The organism is Sporolactobacillus sp. PKPK-6, assembly GCF_056678885.1.
The window spans coordinates 1,023,906-1,050,197 of record NZ_JBWXPA010000002.1 but is presented as its reverse complement, the minus strand read 5'-3'; the positions used below and the strand labels follow the sequence as shown (position 1 = coordinate 1,050,197).

The 26,292-nt window shown below is 43.4% G+C and carries 23 protein-coding genes and 5 pseudogenes; 16 read left to right on the top strand and 12 right to left on the bottom strand.

The annotated features are described in order from the left end of the window. Positions 1-189 precede the first annotated feature (189 nt). From AC1MBV_RS15960 to AC1MBV_RS15950, 3 genes and pseudogenes are all read left to right on the top strand, one after another. Positions 190-1,041 (top strand): aldo/keto reductase, encoded by an 852-nt coding sequence (locus tag AC1MBV_RS15960; protein ID WP_480948766.1) that lies wholly within the window; start codon positions 190-192, stop codon positions 1,039-1,041. A 77-nt stretch (positions 1,042-1,118) separates the two neighbouring features. After that, positions 1,119-1,535, top strand: a complete 417-nt coding sequence (locus AC1MBV_RS15955; protein WP_480948765.1) for a MerR family transcriptional regulator — start codon at positions 1,119-1,121, stop codon at positions 1,533-1,535. 492 nt (positions 1,536-2,027) lie between these two features. Further along, positions 2,028-2,279: pseudogene (locus AC1MBV_RS15950) on the top strand (IS4-like element ISTeha3 family transposase); the annotation flags it as partial. Here AC1MBV_RS15950 and AC1MBV_RS15945 read toward each other — a convergent pair. Then, a pseudogene (locus AC1MBV_RS15945) lies at positions 2,245-3,309 on the bottom strand (IS4 family transposase); the annotation flags it as partial. The pseudogenes AC1MBV_RS15950 and AC1MBV_RS15945 overlap by 35 nt on opposite strands. Before the next feature lie 238 nt (positions 3,310-3,547). On the opposite strand from AC1MBV_RS15945, the gene AC1MBV_RS15940 reads away from it, so the two are divergent. From AC1MBV_RS15940 to AC1MBV_RS15920, 5 genes and pseudogenes are all read left to right on the top strand, one after another. Further along, positions 3,548-3,847, top strand: a complete 300-nt coding sequence (locus tag AC1MBV_RS15940; RefSeq protein ID WP_480948764.1) for a restriction endonuclease — start codon at positions 3,548-3,550, stop codon at positions 3,845-3,847. A gap of 122 nt (positions 3,848-3,969) precedes the next feature. Further along, complete coding sequence (locus tag AC1MBV_RS15935; protein WP_480948763.1) at positions 3,970-4,458, top strand: AraC family transcriptional regulator; 489 nt, start codon at positions 3,970-3,972, stop codon at positions 4,456-4,458. 170 nt (positions 4,459-4,628) lie between these two features. Continuing rightward, positions 4,629-4,871: pseudogene (locus AC1MBV_RS15930) on the top strand (hypothetical protein); the annotation flags it as partial. A gap of 146 nt (positions 4,872-5,017) precedes the next feature. Beyond that, positions 5,018-5,791, top strand: a complete 774-nt coding sequence (locus AC1MBV_RS15925; protein ID WP_480948762.1) for a PhzF family phenazine biosynthesis protein — start codon at positions 5,018-5,020, stop codon at positions 5,789-5,791. Between the two features lie 663 nt (positions 5,792-6,454). Continuing rightward, positions 6,455-7,585, top strand: coding sequence for an aminotransferase (locus AC1MBV_RS15920; RefSeq protein WP_480948761.1), 1,131 nt, complete (start codon positions 6,455-6,457; stop codon positions 7,583-7,585). 377 nt (positions 7,586-7,962) lie between these two features. Here AC1MBV_RS15920 and AC1MBV_RS15915 read toward each other — a convergent pair whose 3' ends face one another. From AC1MBV_RS15915 to AC1MBV_RS15895, 5 genes are all read right to left on the bottom strand, one after another. Then, positions 7,963-8,106 (bottom strand): fructosamine kinase family protein, encoded by a 144-nt coding sequence (locus tag AC1MBV_RS15915; protein ID WP_480948760.1) that lies wholly within the window; start codon positions 8,104-8,106, stop codon positions 7,963-7,965. Then, positions 8,090-8,263, bottom strand: coding sequence for a fructosamine kinase family protein (locus AC1MBV_RS15910; RefSeq protein WP_480948759.1), 174 nt, complete (start codon positions 8,261-8,263; stop codon positions 8,090-8,092). Before AC1MBV_RS15910 ends, AC1MBV_RS15915 begins: the two co-directional genes overlap by 17 nt. 255 nt (positions 8,264-8,518) lie before the next feature. After that, positions 8,519-8,797, bottom strand: coding sequence for a hypothetical protein (locus AC1MBV_RS15905; RefSeq protein ID WP_480948758.1), 279 nt, complete (start codon positions 8,795-8,797; stop codon positions 8,519-8,521). 71 nt (positions 8,798-8,868) lie between these two features. Beyond that, complete coding sequence (locus AC1MBV_RS15900) at positions 8,869-9,639, bottom strand: Rpn family recombination-promoting nuclease/putative transposase (RefSeq protein ID WP_480948757.1); 771 nt, start codon at positions 9,637-9,639, stop codon at positions 8,869-8,871. A gap of 88 nt (positions 9,640-9,727) precedes the next feature. Next, complete coding sequence (locus tag AC1MBV_RS15895; RefSeq protein ID WP_245734204.1) at positions 9,728-10,096, bottom strand: hypothetical protein; 369 nt, start codon at positions 10,094-10,096, stop codon at positions 9,728-9,730. A 602-nt stretch (positions 10,097-10,698) separates the two neighbouring features. Between AC1MBV_RS15895 and AC1MBV_RS15890 the strand changes: the two genes are divergently transcribed. From AC1MBV_RS15890 to AC1MBV_RS15880, 3 genes and pseudogenes are all read left to right on the top strand, one after another. Beyond that, a complete protein-coding gene (locus AC1MBV_RS15890) occupies positions 10,699-11,910 on the top strand; it encodes an acetate/propionate family kinase (protein WP_093672831.1) in 1,212 nt (403 codons plus the stop codon). 230 nt (positions 11,911-12,140) lie between these two features. After that, positions 12,141-14,834, top strand: coding sequence for a bifunctional acetaldehyde-CoA/alcohol dehydrogenase (adhE, locus tag AC1MBV_RS15885; protein ID WP_480948756.1), 2,694 nt, complete (start codon positions 12,141-12,143; stop codon positions 14,832-14,834). Between the two features lie 302 nt (positions 14,835-15,136). After that, positions 15,137-15,292, top strand: a pseudogene (locus AC1MBV_RS15880) (hypothetical protein); the annotation flags it as partial. On the opposite strand, the gene AC1MBV_RS15875 reads toward AC1MBV_RS15880, so the two are convergent. Next, a complete protein-coding gene (locus tag AC1MBV_RS15875; RefSeq protein WP_480948755.1) occupies positions 15,258-15,929 on the bottom strand; it encodes a type 1 glutamine amidotransferase in 672 nt (223 codons plus the stop codon). The pseudogene AC1MBV_RS15880 and the gene AC1MBV_RS15875 overlap by 35 nt on opposite strands. Before the next feature lie 294 nt (positions 15,930-16,223). Between AC1MBV_RS15875 and AC1MBV_RS15870 the strand changes: the two genes are divergently transcribed. The 4 genes from AC1MBV_RS15870 (at position 16,224) to AC1MBV_RS15855 (ending at position 20,554) form a co-directional block, all read left to right on the top strand. Continuing rightward, positions 16,224-18,095, top strand: coding sequence for a heavy metal translocating P-type ATPase (locus AC1MBV_RS15870; protein WP_480948754.1), 1,872 nt, complete (start codon positions 16,224-16,226; stop codon positions 18,093-18,095). A 979-nt stretch (positions 18,096-19,074) separates the two neighbouring features. Next, complete coding sequence (locus AC1MBV_RS15865) at positions 19,075-19,302, top strand: heavy-metal-associated domain-containing protein (protein ID WP_093672839.1); 228 nt, start codon at positions 19,075-19,077, stop codon at positions 19,300-19,302. A gap of 28 nt (positions 19,303-19,330) precedes the next feature. Continuing rightward, complete coding sequence (locus tag AC1MBV_RS15860) at positions 19,331-19,867, top strand: ferritin-like domain-containing protein (protein ID WP_255749117.1); 537 nt, start codon at positions 19,331-19,333, stop codon at positions 19,865-19,867. 18 nt (positions 19,868-19,885) lie between these two features. Next, positions 19,886-20,554 (top strand): Crp/Fnr family transcriptional regulator, encoded by a 669-nt coding sequence (locus AC1MBV_RS15855; RefSeq protein ID WP_218143243.1) that lies wholly within the window; start codon positions 19,886-19,888, stop codon positions 20,552-20,554. 84 nt (positions 20,555-20,638) lie between these two features. Here the strand turns inward: AC1MBV_RS15855 and AC1MBV_RS15850 are convergent, their stop codons facing one another. From AC1MBV_RS15850 to nrdJ, 5 genes and pseudogenes are all read right to left on the bottom strand, one after another. Further along, entirely contained in the window at positions 20,639-21,451 is an 813-nt protein-coding gene (locus AC1MBV_RS15850) for an ATP-binding protein (protein WP_093672845.1), read from the bottom strand. 38 nt (positions 21,452-21,489) lie between these two features. After that, positions 21,490-22,075: pseudogene (locus AC1MBV_RS15845) on the bottom strand (cob(I)yrinic acid a,c-diamide adenosyltransferase). 26 nt (positions 22,076-22,101) lie between these two features. After that, the gene (locus tag AC1MBV_RS15840) at positions 22,102-22,530 is read right to left on the bottom strand and encodes a DUF4430 domain-containing protein (RefSeq protein ID WP_480948753.1); all 429 of its coding nucleotides are present in this window, start codon (positions 22,528-22,530) and stop codon (positions 22,102-22,104) included. A 33-nt stretch (positions 22,531-22,563) separates the two neighbouring features. Then, positions 22,564-23,067, bottom strand: coding sequence for an ECF transporter S component (locus AC1MBV_RS15835; protein WP_480948752.1), 504 nt, complete (start codon positions 23,065-23,067; stop codon positions 22,564-22,566). A 17-nt stretch (positions 23,068-23,084) separates the two neighbouring features. Then, positions 23,085-25,310, bottom strand: coding sequence for a ribonucleoside-triphosphate reductase, adenosylcobalamin-dependent (gene nrdJ / locus AC1MBV_RS15830; RefSeq protein WP_480948751.1), 2,226 nt, complete (start codon positions 25,308-25,310; stop codon positions 23,085-23,087). A gap of 378 nt (positions 25,311-25,688) precedes the next feature. On the opposite strand from nrdJ, the gene AC1MBV_RS15825 reads away from it, so the two are divergent. Beyond that, on the top strand, positions 25,689-26,273 hold the full coding sequence (locus AC1MBV_RS15825) for a uracil-DNA glycosylase family protein (protein WP_480948750.1): 585 nt from the start codon (positions 25,689-25,691) through the stop codon (positions 26,271-26,273). The last annotated feature ends 19 nt before the right edge of the window (positions 26,274-26,292 follow it).

Below are 26,292 nucleotides of genomic sequence, written 5' to 3'. Positions count from 1 at the left end.
CTCTGGGCAAAAAATAACTTTCGCTCGCTAGAAAATCTATGGATGGGTTCCTCGGGTAATCTTATTCAGCCATACTGAGCGACAATTTCCACTCATTAATCATTTTATGAGTTAAAAATCTTGACTTGGAGTTCACTCCAAGTATTAGAGTGAAAATGTAACAAATTATGGCAAAGAAGAGATGCAGATATGGAATTTAAAACACTCATTAACGGCACGAAAATGCCAATACTCGGATTTGGCGTGTATCAGGTTAAGGATGCCAATGAGGCAACAGAGGCCGTATTGAATGCAATTCATGCAGGTTATCGTTTAATTGATACGGCTGCATCGTACGGAAACGAAAGGGCTGTTGGGGAAGCCATCAAACGCACCGATGTTGCTCGTGAAGAACTGTTTATCACATCAAAATTATGGGTTCAAGACGCAGGTTATGAAAAAACGACTCAAGCAATTAAGGATTCACTTAAGCGACTACAACTTGATTATCTGGATTTGTACCTTATTCATCAACCATTTAATGATGTATTTGGTTCTTGGCGAGCAATGATTGATGCGCAAAAGGCGGGGCTGATCAAAGAAATTGGCGTATCAAACTTTTCAATCAGCCAGTTAACTAATTTAGCTGAATTTACTGGTGTCAAGCCGTCCATTAATCAAATCGAGGTTAATCCGTTCAACCAAAATAGCAGTTCAGTCGCGTATTTCAGCGACTACGGCGTTCAGGTAGAAGCATGGGCACCATTTGCTGAGGGGCGCAACGGTTTATTTTCGAATGAAACATTACAAAAAATTGGCGATGTGCATCATAAGTCGATTGCTCAAGTCGTTCTGCGCTGGCTCATTCAGCGGGGCTTGGTGGTCATTGCCAAATCAAGTCAGCCAAAACGAATGGCCCAAAATATTGATGTGCTTGATTTTAAGTTGACCGACGCAGAGATGAATACGATTCGTGAGCTTAATATCGGTAAAAGTCAGTTCTTTGCACATGATGATCCTGAAATCATAAAGTGGATGGCAAGTCGGACCATTGACTATTAAGCGGGAGAGGCGGAAATTTGATATCGCACGGGGATTTAATCTCGAATGTTCATGAGTCTAATAAAGGGTGATAATTAATGACTATTAAAGAAGCCTGTGAAATTACTGGGGTGTCGGCCGATACCATTCGTTATTATGAGAAGGTCGGTCTTATTCCCCCAATTGATCGTAAGGATTCAGGTATTCGTAATCTTGATCAACGAATTATTCGTCGAATTAATTTCGCTAGGCAGATGCGGTCCGCCGGAATGAGTGTTGAAGCCTTGCAGAAATATATTCGATTATTTGATGCTAACGAAGATAACACGCAACAACAAATAGCGTTGTTACAAGAACAATTAGAATTGATGGAAGAAAAACGCGATGATCTGCAAGCAGCGATTGATCATTTGCGGTGGAAACTGAATAATTATGACTCGCATATGAGTACTACAGAAGAAGAGTTACGTGCGTTGGAACGAGAGCATAAAACAAATCATTCAAAATTAGATTAAAAACGAATTCTGAGTGACTCAGTCCATGGATGAAATTTCTTGACCCGAGTACCAAATGTCGCTTGAGGATTTTTACTAGTTGCTGTGCACTATTCAAAGTAGTGAAGAATTATACGGGGCATGTTGATGGATAAGATTAAAATCGGAAAAAGTCAGGTTGAAACAGCACCACTTGGACTCGGTACGAATAAAGTCGTATGATCGATTACCTGCGCACCATCAAACGAATCTCGGCAGATTGGATTCGAAATGGAGGTACCATCGGGAACATAAATGAAATCGATATACCCAAAAGATACGCATCCTATGGTGCACCAAGCATCTTTCATTACAATATAAAATCCTTACTGGAATAGGAAAAATGATTTAAGCAGGCTTCCTATAAGCTGTCCCTACAGAGTAGACATTTTAAAAAGCCTACCCAATAGGAGATTTTTGTAATAAAAACGGGATAAGGAGGATACAGAGCGTAAGAAGATAATATCTCAACTTTCAAGGTTTATTCTCCTGTCTTGGCAAAACCGTTGCAGTACAGATAATCGAACCCTTGGTGGTATGTTTTATGAACTCTGTGACGAAATGAATGAACTGGATTGGGCTGTAGCACTGACGCAGCTCATGGATATTCTTCATGACGCCCTAACAAAAACAAAAAAATCAATCAAAAGATGGGTTACTTGTCAACTGACACAATGGATTGAGAGCTTACGTACGATCTGCCCTGGAACTCTTTTTGAAGCTTAAGAAATGACTTCGTTGCTTTAAAAAATAATTCAATGTCCCATCTCATGCCGTACGTACGAATGATTTCCCGTTCTGTAAGTGTGCAGTCGGTACTTAAGATGGCTAGCCATTCACTTTGTTTATTGCGGTTTTGAACGAACACAACTTTGACCGGGACTCCATTAGCCATTGTGGTACGAATAGAACGTAAAATTTCTTTGTGACTGGTTACGGGCTTCGACAGTCGATACAGCGTTCTTAATCCAACCCATTGAGAGCCTACTCGATAGCGCTGATTCGTTGGTTTCACCATACCAATAACATCGATACCTTGATCGGTCAAAGCCTTGATCAAAGGTTGTTGGGTAAACCAGCTGTCCATCAGAACATAGGACGCATCAATTCCGTTCGACAAGGCTCGTTTAACCATGCCAGGTATTTGTTCAGGAGCTGTTTGTAAAGCTTCAATTCGCCTTTTATAGCCGGAACAACGCTTATCAATCGTCGAATCGATATCGTTAATTTTTGCCTTTTCTTTGCTTGAACTAAGGAGTGAAAAATCAATGGGCAGGAACGTTGATCCGTCTGACCATCCCAATGTCAGCATACGAAATCCTTTGTAGTGTCTTCTCTTGGCATGGTCAAAACAATGAGCCAAAAGTTCGACGCGCTTACTGCGGTCGCGATAAAAAGATGAATCATCCAGAATGAGTACTTTAGTGTGGCAGACGCTCGTCAAACGGCTGACTTTCATAATTGTGAATACACTTAATGCAGTCAGGAAGCGGCGCCAGGCAAACTTCGGGTAGTTTAAAAAACGATAAACAGCATCCTTGCCTGGTAAGTCATCAGCTTTATTACTCTCCAGTAAACGATACCAATTTCTTTGGGTAAAAATCAGGCGAAAAATAAGCTGAAAAAGATAACCACTGGAAAAGCCGAAGGCTTTTTGAATTCCTGCCTGACGTAAATGTTTTAGAATCCTCAACTCATTAAAATTCACTTTTATTTCTGATGGCAGTTGATTATTTTGACCTTTTTTCGCTATCATATAGAGGGCACCTCTTCTTTTTGGTAGTGTATTTCGTCAAAATCACTATACCAAAAATTGAGGTGTCTTTCTATTTTGTCAAGGAGTGTAATGAATAGGCTACAAAGCACGTTATATCAAGGGCTATTTCGGATTTTTACTCTGCGAAAGTTGAGTCAATAATAAAAGAGGAATTTGGCAGTTAACTCAAAAAGGTGAAGAGACGGAACTTGTTTATTTTGCAGATATTATTAATGCTGTGCGTATTCTTGAAAAACAACCTAAACCCAAAGAATATGTATTGGATAGTAACAACGAGGAAGAATTTGAAAGCAATGAGGATCTAAATGAAAAGTGGAAAGACAAGGTTCTACAGTTAATTAATCAAAGTTCTCCTAAAGATTTCGAGAAACTCTGTGGTTGGTTACTTCGAGAATCAGGGTTTATTAATGTGTCCATAGAAGGGCGACCAAATGATGGAGGCATTGATGGGTTCGGCGTCAAAAAATCAATGATCCATTCAGCCGTATTACTTCCTGACCAGGTTCTCGATTGGTGAATAATCGGACCGCGAATTTTTTTCAGAGGTGCGTTCAGCAATCGGCGGATTTTGAAAAGAGAATTCTACCCATTGTTGCCGCGGAAACTTGTTGAAATAACATACCGAGCATCACAGGGAGCGTGGTTTGCGGATTCAAAGAATTACCGGATTATCATGTGGCTTACGTTCGCCATGTTGGAAGTTACTTGAACACGGGTCAGGTATGGGAATGTTTGATGACTTGGGCAAGTAAACACGAGATATACCCTACGGAACACTATTTTATTGGTATATCACTCGATGATCCACAGGTTGTCGAAGAGAATAACTGCCGTTATGATGCTTGTGTTCCCCTTCCTGACGATTTTGATTGCAATCTCGACGGCGATATTCAATTTAAAACACTTTCTGGTGGTAGTTATGCACTCTATCCATTCTATAACACGATTGATAAACTGGCCATTGCCTATCAAAGCCTTTTCGGGCAGTGGCTGCCAAGCAGTGAGTACGAGGCGGATGATAAACCGTGTCTTGAATTTTGCATGAATAATCCATTTGAAGATCCTGAAGGAAAAGCCAAAGTCGATTGGTATGTTCCTATTAGAAGAATTTGCGCCGCCAATCTTTAAGAAAGCGAGGTCTCAGTCGAGTTTATAGTATAGGTAATTGCATAAAACAATAAAAGATCCGGTGGTGAATCACTGTGCAGTCCGTGTTTAACTGTGCAACAACCGTGTTTGCAGTAAAGGCGATTTTAAAAGATAAATTAAGATTATTTCGTGTAATCCAAACAATCGGTAATGATGTCGTGGAAGCCTTGGACAGCGTGAATGAACGAGAAGCGACGCCTAATTTAGACGAATTGAAGCGTCTCTGTAATGAAGTCATGAATTTTTACGACGAGTTCAGCATTAAAAGCGTGCGTCCATTCGGCGACATGATTCGGCTGCATGGTGAAGTTCTTCCGGCCAGTAAACGGTGCATGAATGATTACATCCAGCATGTGACCCGTATTTTTCTCGCTGGTTTCGGAGCCGCGCAGGGGTGAAGGGCTTGGGCACCTGTGCAGCTGTGAAATCTCTTTCCTCTTGTCATATTGTGTAAAGTTGAGCGGTTGCCTATTTGGGAGAATGATAGAAATAATATTGAAAAAAAAGTCACCGACGAACAGAAAGGATTGATAAACAAATGAAACAGTATGTCGTTGATGCGTTTACAGATAAAGTTTTTCGAGGCAATCCGGCAGCGGTGTGCGTTATGGATGAATGGATTACGGACGAGTTGATGCTGAAAATCACTGCTGAAAATAATCTTTCCGAAACAGCTTTTACAGTGAAAGAAGGAGATCATTACCGACTCAGATGGTTTACACCAGGTGGGGAAATTGACCTTTGTGGCCATGCAACACTGGCGACGGGGTATGTTATCGCAAACTATTATGAAGAAAATGTAGAAAGAGTCACATTTCAGACAATGAGCGGGGAGCTTGTTGTGTCAAAAAAAGAGGATTTATTTGAAATGGACTTTCCGTCATACGATTTAAAAAAGGTGGACGTGACCGATGAAATGACAGAGGCCATTGGTGTCCGACCGCTAGAGGCATATATGGGCAGAGATCTAGTCTGTATTCTGGAAACAGAAGAACAAGTCCGCAACGTAAATCCTATCCAGGATAAGATAAATAAACTGGATGGACTTTTATTGCATGTTACAGCGGAAGGAAAAAATTATAACTGTGTATCAAGATCATTTGCACCAAAATGCAATGTACCTGAAGATCCTGTATGCGGGAGTGGGCATTGCCATATCATTCCGTTCTGGGCAACGCGGTTAAATAAAAAATCACTCGTTGCTTATCAGGCATCGCTTCGTGGAGGAGTCCTCTATTGTGATTATGAGGGAACCCGGACAAAATTAAGCGGTAAAGCTGCTTTATATTCCATTGCAGATTTATATATCTAAAATCCTGTTAATTATCAAGCAGCCAATACCCGAGAAAAGATTCGTAAAGCAATACATTTAGTTTCCAAAAGCGGGCGTTAACCTCTCGAATCCGCTTTCCAAGATCCAGAGGAACGTTTCAAATACCACTCCACTATCCAAAGCATAGTTGAATTTTCATTTTTTCATGAGTAAATATCATATTTTTAAAGCTTTAACTTTCTGTATTTTCGTGCTACAATATATTATAAATTTGATATTACACTTTTCTTTGTCACCGGATGAAGAAGCTAAAAGTGCTCAAACTTAGGCCGTAGGTTTTAAAGGCGTAAGTTTGGGCACTTATTTTTTTAAGGAGGAATGATGATGTCAATAGTATGTATATTGTCAGAACAAGATTTCCAAGATGCTTAGTCTGAATATCGCCGTATGTGGTGTGGAGGAAGCATATCGACAAAAATCGTCTGCAGCAGGATGCTTGTTTCCGATGGTTTTTTATAAATTTCGAACCCCGGACAGGCCGACGTGGATATTAAGTTAGGCCATTTACCGCAGAGTGGTATATACGGTCTGAAGTTGATGTCGTGGTTTGAAGCAAATACGAAAAAGAGTTTGCCACAGCTTTTTGGAACCACGCTACTTTTTAATGACACAACAGTTGAATTATAGGGAGGAAAAGGACCAATGAAAATTAGGGCCTTTCAAGTAGAAGAATGGATGAATGCATATGAAACCAAAGCGGTGTATAACATTGCGGAAACGTGTACAGATTCCGTTTCTTTACAAGAGTTGTTTAATCTGACAGGGACTGATATGGAATCATTTTGGAAGCGATTTTCTCGACGTCGCCTAACCTATGGTGATATTGAGGGATATCCGGATTTCTTACAGGGTATATGTCGCCTGTACCGTTCGATACGCCCGGAGCATATTATCTCTACTCATGGTGCGGCAGGAGCGAATCACCTATTAATTTCTGCGCTTGTTGAACTTGGTGACCATGTTGTTTCCGTCATGCCTACCTATCAGCAGCTCTATTCCATCCCAGAATCATTGGGCGCAAATGTCGATATTTTGCATCTGCGTAAAGAAAACCAGTATCTTCCTGATTTAAAGGAGCTGGGTCAGCTTGTCACAGATAGAACAAAGCTTGTTTGCATCAATAATCCCAACAATCCGACCGGTACGCTGATGGATAACCAAATGCTGCAGGAAATTGTGGAAATCTGTAGACGTCATGGTGCTTATCTGCTCTGTGATGAGGTCTATCGCCACCTGACACAGGAGGATGTATACTGCGAATCCATTGCAGATTTATACGAAAAAGGCATCAGCGTAAGCAGTATGTCGAAAGTGTTCTCGCTGGCCGGACTTCGCCTTGGTTGGATCGCCACAAAAGATTCGGATTTGCGCAAAACGTGTTTATCGCATCGGGATTACAATCTGATTAGTTGCGGTTTGTTTGATGAAGAAGTTGCTTCAATAGCACTTGCGCACGCGGATAAAATTCTGAAAAGAAATCGTACGCTGGTTCGTACCAACCGTAACATTCTCAAACAATGGGTAGAGAATGAGCCAAATATGTCTTTTATTACGCCTCAGGCGGGTACAACGGCCTTGCTGCATTATAACTTTGACGTGGATGCCCGCACTTTTTGTAGAGAACTGTTAGAAAGAGGCGGCGCACTGCTCACTCCGGGCGACTGTTTTGATGAACCGCGATCCTTGCGCATTGGTTATGCTTGCGACACAGAAGAACTCAAAGCAGGGCTTGATAAATTGCATGAATTTGTTGCTCATCTTAAAGAGCAATGAATACGTAAATGTTATCTATAGCAATAAACGACAAATCACGAAAGGGGGATACGAATGAACAGTCAGTTCGCTGGGATCTGTCCCAAGTAATTTGAGCAACTGCACAATCTTGTCGTCCAAACCGATGAAGCTCTTGATGAACTACTGCCTTGGTCTGCTGCCAATCTTCCAGATAACTGCAAATTATCTTCTCAACAATCCTAAATCAAGCCCACATATTTGACAAGGTGTGGGCTATTTGACGCTTACGAATAAAAAACAGGTATTGGTATTGAGGCTGGCACTTCTTAAAAACGCTGATAAATCAACTTTTCTGAAAAGCTACCTACATCGAGTGGGAATAACAGAATAGTAAAAAAGATAACGGAGACTGAGCCCTAGTTTTTCATAGCTTTTATCAAACGGATAAGCTGCAGCGTATGCTCGGAAAATTCAGAGTTGAAACCACCAAAGATCTTGGTCACGCCAATGTCTAGTTCCCGATCGCCGTAAATCGCCGCCAGATCAGCCGGAAATTTCACTTGCGTAGAAGCTTTGAGAATGATTCGGCTGGATCAGTAGAAAATAGCTTTCTTTGCTGGAGTCGACACGGTAAGCTTGATTCACGTCACCTCCGCCAATACGTGTTACCTGTCTTACATTCTTCAGCGGCAGATGACTGATCCAGTCATTAATCATCGCCCTTGTCGTCAATTGATTTATCCTAATTATAGAACGTTTGAAGTAAATTATTTAACTTGGAATCACTCATTCATCTTTTTAGGCATCGCTCACTTTATGTGTCTATGATTAGCTTAGTATTTTCACCTATAGCGGAAACGCTTGCTCGTTTATGGGAAGGCAAGTTCACAATCGTCACTCCATTTATCAAACAATAAAAAACAGGCATCACTCCAACATGGTTTTGGCATGATGCCTGTTTTTATTTGGCGGTTACTCCTTGAGATTGATGATTTCTTCTATTGATAACCTGGTTAACTCGGAAATGGTATGGAGATCCATGTTCTTTTGAAGCATGCGCAGCACCATCTCTTTTTGCGCTTCAGCCCTTCCCTCGCTTTTGCCTTCTACCTTGCCCAGAGCCTTACCCAATGCCTTACCTTGAGCTACACCTTCAGCTTTACCCTTCTTCACTCCTCGATCATAGAATGAATTCGGCCATTTGATTACTTGTTCTTGCTCATCTTTAGGCAATGCGTGGACTTCCTTCATAAGTTGATCCGCCTCATTTTCAACTTGGATTTCGCAATCTAGGATCAGAAATTATAGTGAAAAGTAGGACATCATTCCATAGTTTCCTTTAGTCCGAGAATGTTATCTACAGATAATCCAGTCAATTCGGAGATAGTGCGTGGATTCATTTGTTTTTGAAGCATGCGCAGCGCCATCTCTTTTTGCGCTTCAGCCCTTCCCTCAGTTTTGCCTTCTACCTTGCCCAGAGCCTTACCCAATGCCTTACCTTTCCTAACCCCACGATCATAGAATGAATTCGGCCATTTGATTACTTGTTCTTGCTCATCTTTAGGCAATGCATGAACTTCCTTCATGAGTTGATCCACCTCATTTTCATTCAGATTTAAATAGGTCTCAAAAAATCCGTTAATCATACTGCTGCGTGCTTCATCAAGTTGCAAACGGGCCATCTGTCTGAGAAAGGAGAGTCGAACAGCGACACGTTCTTTGTTTTTATAATTCATTTTACTCATCAAAGCGGCACTGACAGGATTGTTGCTGTGCATAAATGTGCGCCAGTTCATCCTTTTTAATTCCATCTTAAAAAAACGAAACGTCATGGCATCAAGGAATGGTGTCTTGATGACGAATTCATTGGGTTCATCTCTAACTCCATCATAGCTGAAAATGGCAATCGGTAAAACAGGTTTTCTGAATTTTAGATAAATCATTGAAAAATAGGTGAACATGCGTTGCGGGAAGTGCTCTTGATGCGTATTTTGGGCTTCGACATGAATAATGAGCACACAGTTTGTTCGGTTCTTTTTAAACCGTAAAAAGTTATGCAGCAATTCTTTGAAAAGGCGGTCGTGATCAGTCACTCGATCATGCTCCTTTGGGGAAGGGATTGGATGTGGAGGAGAGGCTTGAATCTAAATGATAATTGAACTCATTTTCGTCAGAATGTAATCAGCAAAAGTACAGCGGCTGGTTCTCTTGTACAGATCGTTCCATGCCGCCGATGAGTGAACGAATTTCCTGTTTAAAGTTTACTTCCGGCCAATGAGCGGTCAGCTCTTTTAATCGCGGAGCTACGCGTTGACATTCTTCCACAGACAGGCATCCGTCGCAGTCTGAATGGTCAAGCAATGGAATGATTGGATCATTGAAATCAGCGAATGGGGTCGTTCCGCCGAAACCCTCCATTTGATTTAAATTCATGCCGATTTCAGAAGCAAGCATTTCCCTGAATTGATGAAAGAGCCCGTAAGACCAATGCGCCTCACAATGACTGAAATTGATACCCATCTCTTTCACTCCTTTTGTCGTTTCTTTCATTATTAACTCCAACGCAAGTCACTTGCAAACGACTAAAACAATAAAAAGGAGTTGATGTTAGTGCTTACATAGGGTGAAAATACATATGCTGGGTCAAAAACGATCAAGAAAAACAGTAAAAGCAATGAAACTACAATTCTGTTCTCACTTTTTTAGACGCACAAAAAAATTTCACTTAAAAATTTATAATTTAAAATATTCTTTGGCGAAAACGTTTACACACAGTGCATTATGTGCTATATTCAATTTGTAAATTGTTAACGGTTACAACAGGGTTGTAAAAACAGTTGCAAATAAGGGAAGTGTTCAGCAACCATAATAAGCAAAAGGCTTTTTGGCTTTTGTAGTCTTTGTACAGAGCGTTTTTAATGGGATTTATGTGAAAATATTCACAAATAGTACTGCTTTAAAAAATGAAATGCCAGAAAGGAGCAGGTACGATGACTTAATCATTTCAAACGATGGATGGGATCATGAACAATTATTTCCATAAAATCACTAGGCCAAAGCGACAGATACTGACGCACGGTTCATTCGTGTTTTTATTGGTTGCATGGATCATTTCTCAAATCATAAGTTTAGTAGTACAGGAGGTGAATGAGATGTCTTTGATTTTGGCGATCAATGCGGGCAGTTCGTCACTCAAATTTCAACTGTTGGATATGCCTGCAGAGAAATTAGTGACGAAGGGTTCTATTGAACGCATTGGTTTGTCCCGTTCGATCTTTACCATCATCGTAAAGGGGGAAAAAATTCAGAAAATCAATTTGATTCCTAATCACGAAACGGCTGTTCGTTTGCTATTGAGGCGACTGGTTTCCTACAAAATCATTCAGTCGTTGGATATGATCAAGGGGATTGGTCATCGTGTCGTTCATGGTGGTGAATTTTTTTCCGATTCTGCATTGGTGACGGACGACGTTATTAGGAAAATTGAAAATCTCTCGGATCTCGCACCGCTGCATAACTCTGCTAATCTCATTGGAATCAAAGTGTTCTGCAAGGTTCTACCAGGTGTACCGGAAGTTGTCGTGTTTGATACGGCTTTTCACCAGTCAATGAGTGAAGAAACCTATTTATATAGTTTACCCTATAATTATTACCAGGATTTTGCCATGCGTAAATACGGATTTCACGGAACGAGTCATAAATATGTGGCTGCCCGTGCGGCCAGATTATTAAAACGGCCGATTGAGACTTTAAAACTGATCTCCTGCCATCTGGGTAATGGGGCAAGCATCACAGCGATAAAAGGTGGTAAATCTGTCGATACATCTATGGGTTTTACGCCATTGGCCGGCATAACAATGGGGACTCGATCTGGGGATATCGATCCGGCTCTGATCCCATATATCATGGATAAAACCGATATGAATGCGTCCGAAGTCGTGACTATACTGAATAAAAAAAGTGGCATGCTCGGCATTTCGGGTGTTTCGAGCGATCTGCGTGACATAGAAAAAGAGGCCGAGCAAGGCAACCATCGGGCAAAACTAGCCATTCGAATTTTTGTTGAACGCATTCAAAAATACATCGGGTCCTATACAGTAAAAATGTCAGGAGTGGATGCAATTATTTTTACGGGGGGAATCGGTGAGCATAGTTCGATGATTCGTCGGGAGGTCCTACATGGTCTTGAATTTATGGGTGTATTTTGCGAGGAAAAAGCGAATCAGATAAACGGACAGGAATTATTGATAAGCAAAACGGATTCACCAATTAAAGCGTTAGTCATTCCCACTAACGAAGAACTAATGATCGCTTGCGACACGTTCAGATTAGCCCCAATGCATCTGAGGGAAAAATCAGGGTGATAAATCAGGTTGTAGATTATTGTAGTTTGTGTGAAAAAAATCACAAAAATAGAACTTATTTAATTAGTAAAAAGGCTACTATGTAGGGGTAATTTTACACTGGTAAGAATGTATAAAAAAATTAAAAATTCAAGGAAACGAGTGTAAGTGCAACTAAGCCTCTGTCTGCGCCAAGGCTTGCCAATCGGCAAGTTTTCTAAAATAAAAATAGAAAAAAAGGAGTTTTTAAAATGGAAAAATTAGTAAAACCTAAAGTGAATAAGGTTTTGTCTGATGATGAAAAAAAAGCTTTGATGGAAGAAGCGAAAAACTATACATCCGGATTGGTCGATAAAGCCTTGGAAGCAGAAAAAGCATATTCCAAGTTCACACAGGCACAGGTTGATAAGATTGTTGCTGCAGCAGCTCTGGCAGGATCAGAAGCAGCTTTGTTGCTTGCACATGAAGCAGTTGATGAAACCGGACGCGGCGTTGTTGAAGATAAGGATACGAAAAATCGTTTTGCAACTGAAAATGTTTACAATACAATCAAGAATGACAAAACAGTCGGTGTGATTCATGAGAATAAAGTTGCCGGCGAAGTTCAAATCGCAGCGCCATTGGGGGTATTGGCGGGGATTGTGCCAACGACTAATCCTACCTCAACGACGATGTTCAAATCATTACTGGCATTGAAAACACGCAATGCAATCGTTTTTGCCTTTCATCCGCAGGCGCAAAAATGTTCTGCTCATGCAGCCAAAATCGTATATGATGCAGCCGTAGCCGCCGGCGCGCCTAAAGATGTTATTCAATGGATTGAAAAACCGTCGCTTAACAATACAACAGCTCTAATTCGCAATACCAAAATCGCTTCTATATTAGCAACCGGAGGTCCGGGGATGGTTAATGCGGCATTGCAATCAGGTAATCCGTCCATGGGTGTCGGTGCCGGTAACGGGGCAATATTTGTTGACCACACAGCGCATCTTGACCGGGCAGTCGAAGATTTGCTGCTGTCGAAACGATTTGACAACGGAATGATCTGCGCTACTGAAAACTCAGTGGTTGTTGAAGCACCAATCTATGATCAATGGATGAACAGAATGCTGGAAAAAGGCGCCTACCTTGTTCCTAAGAAAGATTATCAAAAAATAGCTGATTTCGTTTTCAATGACAACCATGGTGTAAACGGACCGGTTGCCGGCAGACCTGCTCGATGGATTGCGGAACAGGCAGGTGTCATTCTTCCGGAGGGCAAGGATGTTATGTTGTTTGAGCTTGACCCGAAGAACATTGGCGAAAAACTCTCCTCTGAGAAGCTGTCTCCGTTGCTGTCTGTTTATAAAGCTAAGGATCGTGATCAAGGTGTTCAAATTATTGCAGCTCTTTTGGATTACCAAGGAGCAGGACACAATGCAGCGATTCAAATCGGCTCACAGGCAGATCCGTTTATCAATGAGTACGGCGAAAAGACTAAGGCCGCTCGAATTCTAGTGAATCAACCGGATTCAATCGGAGGCATTGGCGATATTTACACAGATGCACTGCGTGCAAGCTTGACTTTAGGAACAGGATCATGGGGGAAAAATTCATTGTCGCATAACTTATCAACTGAAGACTTATTGAATATCAAAACCGTCGCAAAACGTCGTAATCGTCCGCAATGGGTTCGTTTACCGGAAAAAATATATTATGAAAAAAATGCAATTTCTTATCTCCAGGACATTGAAAAAGTTTCACGGGCATTTATTGTTGCGGATCCGGGAATGGTTAAATTCGGTTTCGTTGACAAGGTTTATGAACAGTTGGAAATTCGAGATAATGTGGTAAAAACGTCGATCTATGGGACCGTTCGACCTGACCCAACACTGGGGCAGACGATCGAAATCGCAAAACAAATGAGCGAGTTCCAACCGGATACAGTCATTGCGATCGGCGGTGGATCTGCGCTAGATGCGTCTAAAATTGCCCGCTTTATCTATGAGTACTCACTGGAACAAGAACCCGGATTCTTAGACAGCTATGAAAAAGTCAGTGAGTTGTTCACGCGTTTGCAACAGAAATTCATTGATATCCGCAAACGAATCGTTAAATTCCATCATCAAACGCAGACCCAGTTGGTTGCCATCCCGACAACATCCGGAACAGGGTCTGAGGTAACGCCGTACGCGGTAATCACAGACGATAACACACATGTTAAATACCCATTGACCGATTATGAACTGACACCGCAAATTGCCATCGTCGATCCGGAATTTGTCATGACCGTTCCGAAAAGAACCGTTGCGCTGTCCGGACTGGATACACTGTCTCACGCTTTGGAAGCTTATGTTTCAGTTATGGCATCTGAATTTACACGTCCGTGGTCACTGCAGGCAATTAAGCTTGTCTTTGAGAACCTGGAAGAATCCTATAAGTATGATCCTAAGAACCCGACACTCTCGGGTGAGCAGGCACGCGAAAAAATGCATTATGCGGCTACTTTGGGTGGTATGGCGTTTGCCAATGCCTTCCTTGGAATCAATCACTCGCTTGCGCATAAAACCGGTGGGGAATTTGGATTACCGCATGGTTTGGCCATTTCAATCGCAATGCAGCATGTCATTCGTTTCAATGGTGTCTCCGGCAGAGTAAAACGGACGCCGTTCCCTCGTTACGAAGTATATCGCGGTCAAAAAGACTATGCCGACATTGCACGTTCATTGGGCATGCAAGGAACGAGCGATGCAGAACTGGTTGAAGCCTTCTGTGATAAGGTAGCAGCTTTAATGAAAGCTTTGGATGTTGTGCCGAAACTGTCGGCCAATGGTGTGACGCAGAAACAGTTTGACGATGCACTTGATAAATTGGTTGACTTGATCTATAACGACCAATGCACACCGGCCAATCCGCGTCAACCGGGACTGGATGAACTAAGACAGTTGCTCATTGATCAATTTTAATGAATATGTTTATTAGCATTAAGTAAATCTGAAGCAATAGTCCCGATTCTACAGGGGTTGAACACACCTGTTTCGGATTTATTGCGTGGAACAAGTGAAGAAAGTGAATGAACCTCCTAAGGTGAACGAACAAATTCAACTTTAGGAGGTTTTTTTATGGTCAAATAGTCAATGGATTATGTCTCTTGCCGAAACTATTGAAAGTCAAGATTATGCACGATCATGCGCAATCCGTAATGCACATGAGTATTGAAAAAGCTAAAGAGAAGACCTATCAAATTTAATGATTTGTTCCACAAGGCTCAATTGCCATCAATGGTACGAGCGTGACAGTTGATGATGTACAACCGGGAACATTTGCTGTATCTTTGATCCCTCATTCTTTAGAAAATACGGTCACGAAACGATCAGCTCTTTTTAAATTTATTTGTTCTTCACTAAGTAGTCTAGAAGTCTAAATAAAACCGTTTTGTTTTGTTCAGGAATACCAAAGTCGGTTATTTCCTCAGCGCTTTGCACGAATTGTGAGTGATCAATATAATCTCCGTCATGGGTGAGTAATCCCTGAATACTAGTAGGGGTCATTTCCAGATGAAATTGCAAGCCAATCACTTTTTCACTGTAGATAAATCCCTGGTTTTGACATGCCGCGCTGCTCACTAATCGTTCCGCTCGATCGGGAAGTCCAAATTGCTCTCCATGCCAGTGAAAAACAGTCAATTCCTCAGGTATAAATGGTAACCTAGAAGAAACGGAACGTATCGGAAGCCAGCCTACTTCTTTATCGCCTTGAATAACAGCGGCTCCTAATGCTTTAGCAATCTGTTGAGCGCCTAAACAGACGCCAAATACAGGTTTATTCTCGGAAATGGTCTTGCTGATTAATCTGCGCTCTTCGTCAATCCATTGTTGATCCTGATCATTTGCACTCATTGGTCCGCCGAGTAGGATCAGAAATTCAAGATCGTCGATCCGGGGTATTGAGGGATTTTCATAGAGCTTATGCATGCGAAAGGTATGGCCATTATCGTTGCCCCATTCTTCAATAGATGCGAGTCCTTCAAAGGGAACGTGCTGCACTACGTCAATGTTCATGTCATCACCCACTTTATCGATTTTGCAATCCGTCAATCAGCCTTGTTTTGCTTTGTACATTGCGGTCAATCATCCGCTTCTTGCATCTTCGTTTAAAAATCATTGATTCAATCATAGCGCATCTTTTAGCTTCAATAAAGTCTTCCCATACCAAAAAGGAACCTTAGCCGCGCGAACTTCAGGAATGAAATCGAATCATTTAATTTACAATAAATCGTTACTTCTTGACAGCGGTCAATTTTATATCCTTGGTCTTCGTTTATCCTTGAGTTATAAAAAGGAGGGGGAGGCTGTATGAACGTCCAGAAATGGGTACAGAAACATAACCAACACATCACCTATTTGACCGGTGCATTGATTGTCCTCGGCTTTTTAAGTAAAGGACTTTTTCAATGGGAATTAGGTTATACGGCGACCTTTATCGCGGCTACACTTGTCGGCTTTTTACCGGTTTTGATTCATGCATGGCAGGCCTTGAGCGTTAAGGTCATCAGCATCGAATTGTTAGTCAGTATCGCTGTGATCGGTGCCCTTTTCATTGGTGAATATAACGAATCGGCGATCGTTGTCTTTCTGTTTTTGTTCGGGAGTTATCTGGAGCAGAAAACCTTGCAGAAAACGCGCAACTCAATTAAAACCCTGACTGAAATGGCTCCGACGAAAGCTTGGGTTTATCAAGAGAATGGTCAGGTGCAGGAAACGGATAGTGATGAAGTCAATGAGGGTGATGAGCTCTTAGTGAAGACGGGTGCACAGGTCCCGGTGGATGGGGTGATCACCTCAGGTCACGGCTATCTGAATGAAGCCAGTGTCACGGGCGAATCGCGGGTTGTTGATAAGTCAGTGGGCGCGACCGTTTTTGCTGGGACTCTTTTAGACAATGGAACGTTACGCATTAAGGCAACTCGTGTGGGTGAGGATACCACATTCGGTAAGATCATTGAATTGATTGAAGAAGCTCAGGATACGAAATCACATGCGGAAAAGTTTATTGATCATTTTGCCCGCTACTATACGCCAGCCGTTCTCTTATTGGGAATAATTGTCTGGGGGATCACGCAGGACATCCGTCTGGCCATCACAATCTTAGTCCTGGGTTGCCCGGGGGCCTTAGTGATCGGTGCTCCGGTATCCAATGTCGCCGGTATCGGTAATGGCGCAAAACGCGGCGTTCTGATCAAAGGCGGCGAGATCATGAATACGTTCAGTAAGGTGGATACGTTAGTCTTTGACAAAACGGGCACGCTAACGAAAGGACAGACTGAGCTCGTAGAAATGAATGCCATGCCTGGTCAGCAACGCGGGTTAGCCTATACAGCTGCTATTGAAAAGGAATCCGATCACCCACTTGGTCGGGCGATCTTAGCCTATGCCGAGGCGCATGCTATTGATTACAGTCATCTGAAGGTGACGCAAACCAAAGTGGTTAAGGGTAAGGGAATCCGGGCAGTTGTGGAAAACCAGACCGTCCTGGTTGGTAATCGTAACCTGTTAACTGAAGCCGGGGTTCAACTGAACCATGAACAGGAACGAAAATTAACTGAGATGGAAGAGAAAGGAATATCCACCGTTTTAGTTGCGGTCGATCAGCAACTGGCGCTTATGCTTGGTATCGCCGATACGCCAAGAGACGGGGTTAAAGCAGCTTTAGCAGCGTTAAAAACAATGGGCATCAAAAGAATGGTTATGCTGACGGGTGACAATGTGCGGACTGCGCAGGCGATTAGCCAGCAACTTGGTATTGATGAAGTTCATGCAGAGCTGTTGCCGGAAGATAAAGTGGGTTATGTAGAAAAGTTGAAGAAGGCGGGTCATACGGTCGCTTTCATCGGGGATGGTGTCAATGACAGCCCCTCCCTTGCCTCGGCACATATTGGCATTGCCATGGGCAGCGGGACCGATGTTGCGGTGGAAACCTCAGATATTGTTTTAATGAAGTCCAGATTTACCGAACTTGTCCATGCTTATGGATTAACGAAGAAAACGGTAAAAAATATGAAAGAAAATATTATTATTGCCATTGCTACCGTTGCGTTCTTATTGATTGGTCTGATCTTTGGCTATATTTATATGGCGAGCGGCATGTTCGTCCATGAAGTCAGCATTTTAGTGGTCATCATGAACGGGATGCGTTTGTTAAGGTACCACACGAAGCATGCTGAATAAACACGTTGCTCTTTCCGACTATTTTTCTAACACTGGGGCCCAATCTTAGAAATAAACGGAAAAATTCCGCTTAATTAGAAAATGAATGAAAAAATCGCTTAAATAGACGGAGAAAGTCCGCTTATCGAATCAAAAAACGTGAAAATGGAGGGTTTTTCTGTGCATAAGCGGAAAAATTACCCTTATGTACCTGTAAAACAAGCGCCAGGATGCATATAACCGGAAAATCTCCGCTTATTTGCATCCTGGCCGCGTTACTTAATTAAGGATCAAAATGATTTATTAGAAAACTTGCAGATTGGCAAGCCTTGGCGCAGACAGAGGCTTAGTTGCACTTACACTCGTTTCCTTGAATCTTTAATTTTTTTATACTTTTTTATCAGTGTTAGAAAACTTGGCTTCGCCAGAGGCTTGGCGAAGCCAAGTTTTCTAACAGGTAAAGAAAGTATATGATTTTTGGTTACGCAAAAGACTGTGCATCAAACGCGAAGATGCGAGACGCCTGCGGGATAGCGAGCCAAGAGAGACCCCGCAGATTCCTGCTTGTCTGAGGAGGCTCTCGGATCGCCCGCGGCAAGCGAGCAATCGGAGCGTACACAAAAATCAGGATGGTTTAAGGACCAAGCGTGGCTTGGATTTTCTAACAAGTTAAGAAAGTTTATGATTTTGAGCATGCTGGCCCCAGATAATAAATCCAGACACGTAAGCGCGAGACGCCTGCGGGATTAGCGTTCCGGCGAGACCCCGCAGATTCCTGCCTGTTTGAGGAGGCTCGCGGTGCGCCCGCGAGCGCACCAGTTGATCGCGAGTAACCGAAGCAACGATTCAGCACCGAAAAGACACGAACCAATAACACATGGCTGGAGATTAAGGACCGGGCGCTATTTGCCCGGATTTTCTAAAAGTTGATACCTGTCAATTTATTAATGAACGAATCGCTTTAAACTGAACTAGTAAACAAAAGAAAGGGGCGTTCAAGATGACAAAAGTAATTTTACAATTAGAGGCGCTGACCTGTCCGTCATGCCTGCAAAAAATTGAAACCGGCCTTGCACATCAGGAAGGCATTTTAAAGTCGAAAGTCTTGTTTAATTCCAGCAAGGTTAAAGCAGAAATCGATACAGATAAGATCTCAGCCAAAGCGGTTGCGCAGATCGTGTCGAAACTCGGTTATGAAGTCGAATCGATAAAAGTAAAGGAAGCTTAAGGATCATAAATTCAGAGGAGGAACGCGTATGTCAATCGATGCGTTGTATGAAGCAGAAGTTTCTCAGTCGGAGAAAGATCACCACATCCCGACCGCCGGAGCGATGACCGGTCATATTTTAGCCAATCTGAAGATTCATCAGGAAAAGCTGGCTCAGGCCGTTTTTTATGCCAAAGGATCCGAGACTCCATTTTTAAAGGAATTCTTCAGCCAGGCGATCCAAACAGAAATCAGGTTATTTGACGAGCTTGCACAAGTGTTGTTAGATGAAAGTGAAGTGATTCCGACAACAACTGAGGAGTTCAACCGTTACAGTATGTTGGAGGAACATGGGAAATTCAAGTATCTCTCTGCTAAAGAATGGCTTGTGGTTGCGGTGAAAGACTTTGATACGCAAAATCTGTTTATCACGCGCGCGATTAAATTAGCTGAAAAAGAGGATAAACCGGCACTTCAAGCGCTTCTGGTGCAGCAATTAGGCTGGAATAATCGCAAGATCCGTGAGTTACAGGCGTTCTTAGGTCATGCTCCTCGAGAGGGGTTAGAAGAAGACGATGATGATTAATTAATGGAGGTTTGAATGATGGGGAAGCATAGCTGTCTGATCTTGGTCCCTCTGTTCAATCATTTGGACGAGTCTGATTTAGAAAAAATTGATCAACTGACCAAACGTCATGTCTATAAGAAAGCGGAACAGATCTTCAAACCGTATGATCAGAAGCAGTTGACCATTGTAGCCAAAGGACGCATGAAAGTCTATCAGATTTCCGGCTCTGGTCGCGAGCAGCTTCTGCGCGTTGTCGAACCGGGTGGGTATGAAGGCGAAACGGCATTATTCGGTACAGAAAACGACAGCTTAATTGGCGAAGCGCTTCAAGAAACGGTGGTATGCACACTGGCTCACCAAGACTTCCGGAAGCTGCTGCTGACGTATCCTCAGATCAGTCTGAAATTATTAGAGACGAATGCAGAAAAACTGGTTTCTGCGGAGAACCAGTCAAAATTTTTACTCATGGAAGCTGTAGAAACGCGATTAACGGTCTATCTGCTGGATTTAGCGAAGGCAAAGGATTCCCTGACCTTCGATTTGCCTGTGAAAATGAAGGAATTGGCGGGGTTCCTGGGTACGACTCCAGAAACGTTGTCCCGTAAATTTAAGTTATTAAAGGATAAAGCGTTGATTCATCGCGAGAAGCAAACAGTGACCTTGCTTGATCCGGAAGAACTTGAAGCGCGTTATGTCATCAATTAAAAAGTCCCGTCAGGAAAAGCTGACGGGACTTTTTTTCACAGGTGAAAAATTTATAATTTTGCCTTTCTAGTACGACGATTAGTGTTACTGTTCATCATCCTCGATAAAGCGTGCAAGACGATGGCTGTAGTCACCGTCTAAGTGTACAAGATCCGCTTTGGACATATTTTCTAGAAAGCGGTCGATAATTTTAGGACCGTAATCGAGATAGAGTTCTGAGATTGATCGATTTGTCGTCACCAGCAGACTTTTCGATAACCGCGCATTGAGTATGGCGAAGATGAGCTCCTTCGTCCATGGAGTAATCCCTTCAGCACCAACATCATCCAGAATGAGCAGATCGGCATCAGCGATGAAGGCCATGAGATCGCGCTCTGTGAGCGTACTCTCTTTCGTCCAGGTTGATTTAAAGATGAGCTTTAGAGCTGGAACATCGATAAATAAGCATGTTTTATGATAGTTTTGGTCAAGCAGTTTACTGATTCCAACGGCTAAATGCGATTTTCCAAGGCCGGGTTTGCCATAATAGAACATTCTCGCCGGCTTATTTTCTCCTATTTTTTCAACAAATTCAACGGCATGTTCAACGGCATGGATCTGTGACGCATTCTGTGCGGAAAAATTTTTTAATGTTGCCTGTTTTAAGGCATCGTTGAGCGTCGACAGTTCGTTAAATCGTTCACGCTTGATTCTGTCGGCCTCTTGTAGCGCTTGCTGAGACAACGAGCAGTCACAAGGCTCGGTGATCGTCGTCCATGAACCTTTTCGCGGCCCGCCGACCATTCGCATTTTATAGACATTCAACGCTCTGCCGCAATTGCGGCAATGCGTCACATTGACTAAGCTTCGCTTCAAATCGATGCCATCTGCATTTAAGAAATTAGCTAAGCGACGCATGGTGACACCAGCCTTTATGAGATGGATTAATGCTGCGCTTAGTTCTTAGTATCATGCTTATTCCCCCGAAAGACGCGAGCACTTCGAACATAGGCAACATCCTTTACATGGAGCCTACAGTTGGCGATGCGTGCGGCGGCAAAAAAAGTAATCAGAGAGACGGTTGATATAGCGCAAGGGCAGAGAGGACAGTGCCTGATCCTGCTTCATAAGACCTGCGATGCATCGCTCGGCTCGTCGTGCCACGGTGCGGGCGATGTGGAGCGAGGCGGATGCGGCCGTCCCTCCCGGCAGAATAAAGCGTTCAATGTTCGGCGCTTCATCGGTTAACGCATCGATCCGCTTCTCCAGCCAATCGACCATTTCTTGGTGTAATTTGTTCGGTCGTTCCTTAATCACGCTTGCCAGATCGCTGCCGCAGTCAAACAATTCATGTTGAATCTTCTCCAAATCATCCAAAAGATCCTGAAATAGGGCGGGATCTAGCTGGGCAATGGCCAACCCGACAAAACTATTGGTTTCGTCAACCGTTCCATAGGCTTCGATTCGAATGTCGTCCTTATCCCGCCGACCGCCAATAATGCTGGTCTGCCCCTTGTCACCCGTTCGCGTATAAATTGCCATGTTTTTTCACCTCTGCTCTAACGTCATTAAAACTTGCTATAGTACCAGACGATCTGATCATTTTTTTGAACTTTTACGGCACCAGCGCCGACATTGGGCTGTTTGCCGTTAACGGTGAACAGCCAGCCGGCTTTTTTTGAGGCTTTTTTGTTGTTTAAGCTGGTTACATAAACCATTTTGCCACTGCCGCTGCTGCTCATTTCCAGATGCTGTTTTTTGCTGAATTTTTGAAGCAGACGAAAGACGGTTTCGTTTTTTGAAAGTGCGATTTTGCCTTCTTGCACATGGGAACCGTTCTTAATGCTGATAAAAGCGCTTGAAGCAGTGGTTTGAGCCGCATGTGCGGCTGGGCTTGATGCAGCGTTCTGCGCCGTTTGATGTCCGGCCCAAAAGCCCGCACCAAATAATACGGCGGCTGCAAGTAGCGCAATGATGACGCGATAAATGGTTTTCATTAGTTTTGTCTCCTCTTAGTATAGGGTGTTTGTTTAACGGGTCTGTTTGTTCAATTTACGAGCTTCACTTGCGAAGACTTTGAACAAAAGCGGAGAAAACAAACCGAAAATGAGATTGCCTGCCGCGTGATAGAGATCAAAAGGCAGTCCGCTGATCCAGAGACCGACGATCGTTAAGGGATTCTGGGTGAAAATAAAATAGGACAAGGCCATGATCATACCAAACACTAATCCGCTCACGAACAGCCATAAGAAATAGAGCCACTGCTTCTGTGGAAGCAGCGCGGACAGGAGTCCGATCAATCCCCAAGCGGCCAGGTGAAAAAGTGTCCAGTAGCCGAGACCGAGAAACAGATCGGAGACCAGCGCGGTTAACAACCCTTCCGCAGCCCCCATTTTCCAGCCAAAAAACCATCCGGTCAGAATGATGATGAGTGTTGCCGGTTGGATATTTACTCCGTGAATTGCAAGTCGGCCGGCGACCGCGGTTGCAGTCAGCAAAGCGAGCAGTGTCATTTTATGAATGGCCAGCATCATGATACCCTCCAGGTCACTTATTTTACAGGACAAGCGCCACCGACGCAGTCGCTTTGACCGACGATTTCAAGGTCTTTCTGTTCCTTGAGACGGAGCGTTTGATAGAGTTCAGCAACATCCGCGCGAATTTTGGCTTTTCGCTCAAGATACGTTTCTTTACTGATTGGCTCTTTTGGTGCCTGAGCGAAGCCGTGTCCGCTGTAGGGAAGCAGCGAGGTTGACTTGCACCGTCTTCGGTATTGCTGAAGCAGATCGGCAATCTTTGACGCTTCCTCTTTATGAAACGTAATGGTGCAGCTGACCGAGTTGTCCGCCCAGTAGGTTTGCAGAAACAGCTGTGTCGCAAACTGTTCTCCGATCGACACATCATTTGCGGATACAAAGTCTTGATGATCGGCACTGCCGGCTTTGACCGGGAATTCGACGACCATCGTATTCTCAGAGTATACATCTTTTTCGATCGTATAGCCGGCTTGTTGCAGTGCGGGCAGCAAGGGATCGCTATCCTGAAAACGGATGCGCTGAATCAAGTATTTATCAAAACTAAAGTGCATTCCTTCGGATATCCCGACAAGCTTTGAGACCGTTCCGGATGGCTTGACGGTCGTGTGTTTGATTGATGGATTGCAGCCGAGTGTCTGGGAATACCGTTGATCGGCTTTGACGATCATTTGATAAAAGGCATCAACACATTGTGCCGCTCGCTCATTAAAAATTGGTTTTTGATATAAAGTTCCACTTTCCGGATCTTGAGCCTCCACAAATCCGCTGACGAGACGTTCGCCAAATCGTTCGAGTACCCAGTCTTGAATTCCGCTCATTGAGATGCCGATGCGCCGGTTTTTCTCAATGATTGTTCTTGAGCATTGCCAATCATAGTGCGAGAACGTCACACGTTTGGTATAGCGGACGGCAAGACTGAACACTTCTTCCATCGACCAGCCCATCTTTTCCGCAATGCCGGGGAAGACTTCAAATAGGTTGCATGGTTCGCCGTTTCCTAATGAAATTTCGCCGCAGGGGTTCGTTCCTTCTGCATCAGCGTCGATGCCCGGCTGACGGCCGTCTGCAAACCGCCCGTAGTTGCGGATGTTGTCCAGATTGACGATACCCGGTTCTCCATTCTTGACAATCGCCTCGGCAACCGCATCGTAGTGATTATAATCAGGGGTGACCAGCACACTGTTGTTTGAGGCCCAGCGATGATCCATTAATTGTTCCTGATCCTGTTTCATCGTGACGAAGGCTTGGTCGTCCGGATCACCAAGGGCAATTTCTGCACTGCGGCGTACATTGCCGGCAACGACATTTTTGCCGATTAAATTGCAGATGTCCGTGCAGTCCACGGATGTGAGCGACTTCCCGTTTGCCTGATTCAGCACACGGTTTACTGCGCCCAGCATTTCGATGAACGGAACAGGACCTGCGGCTACGCCGCCGAATCCTTTAATCTTTTTCCCTTTTTCACGAATCGAACTGACATCGATGACCACATGGGATGCATGGTCAATCATAGACGAGAAGTGGGCATCAATGAGCAGGGCGTTCGATTCTACCCATCCTTCGCGTGTATCAGGTGTTCGGTAGCGGAGACAAGATGTGCGGTCATGATCCTGATACCAGGTATCGGCATCTTCCGCGCCCGCCTCAAGCGCTGCGGCGTAATCGCCATTTTCTTTACTGATTAGAATATCCAGCTTCACGTGACGCGTCACCGGAGGGATTTGACGAATATTTGCTTTGGAAACGGAGAAACCGACACCGCCGCCTTTCATTAATTCGTCAAACAGGAAAGAGAAGGGCATGGATACGGCCGGCTGCTCTTTCTCCAGATAGAAAGGAACGATGTGACTGTCCCCATAGACTTGGGGACGAATTGCAATAAACCAGCAATTATTCAATGCATCGCCGACACGCTGCTGATAGTCCGTACCGGAGATCCAAAGGTTGCGCCCTGATGGGGTGGAGGCTAGGCTGTAAATGAGTTTAAATAAACGCTCGGCTTCTTTTCCAAGCTCATGGACGGTTGCTTCGGATACGTGATCCGTATGGAGTCTGGGATCTAGATTAATATTGCCTTCAACCACTCGCCTTACCGTCTCGTCCCATTCTTCGTAGCGGCCAAGCGGATCAATCCAGCGGGCATAGGTTCTTTTATAGGTGACCCATCCAAGTTCGCCCCAGTGTGGCTGAACGTCCGACTTTATTTTTTGTATGTAAGCATCAGATAACTTAATCTGCATTATTTTACTCCTCTCAACTACGTTTCCTGCTCATCGTAACTAGATATTGTATTAAAGTCAATTGTATAATCAATATATAGTATTTTGGCTTATTCGGTACAATCATGCATGGTTATCGGATTTTCGGTGGGACAGCCTTTGAATGCATCAATTCGATTAACTATAGTGTCACATAATTGTCACTTTGTGAAAAGCTACAGTAGCCTGACAAAATAAAAATATGCGCTTATTCTTGAATTTGAGAATCATTATCAAAAAAATGTGTAGGTGGAGAATAGTCACTCGGTTTTCAAACCATGCTTAAAATGAGTGCAGATCTTGAATTTGAAGACGGCACCATTCTGATTAGGCTATTCTCTTATTTTGGAGGCAACGAAGATGAATGCGTTAAAAGATATTTTTAATCGAATAAAAGCGGATCCTGAAAATAGTCATTTCACAAATAAAAATATCGAACCACTCTACTATGCTGCTCCGACGGCAAAGCTGTTAATCATCGGCCAGGCTCCGGGTGAAATCGCGCAAAATACAAAGATAGTGTGGAACGATCGAAGCGGCGCGCGTTTGCGAGACTGGATGGGTGTATCAAGAGATACTTTCTATCATTCGGGAAAAATTGCTGTGCTCCCAATGGATTTTTATTTCCCCGGCAAAGGAAAGAGCGGTGATTTACCGCCGAGAAAGGGATTCGCTGCAAAATGGCACGATCCACTCATTAGAGCGATGCCGGATATTGAGTTAACCTTATTAGTTGGCTCTTATGCCCAGCGGTACTACCTGAAGACGCGTTCAAAAATGACGTTAACTCAGACTGTTAAAGAGTATCGCAGTTATTTACCTGACTATTTTCCATTGGTTCATCCGTCACCGCGAAACTATATTTGGATAAAAAGAAATCCTTGGTTTGAGGAAGAGGTCTTGCCGGATTTGAAAACGCATATTCATCAAATTCTTTCTCTGTGATCATAACCATTCACACTGA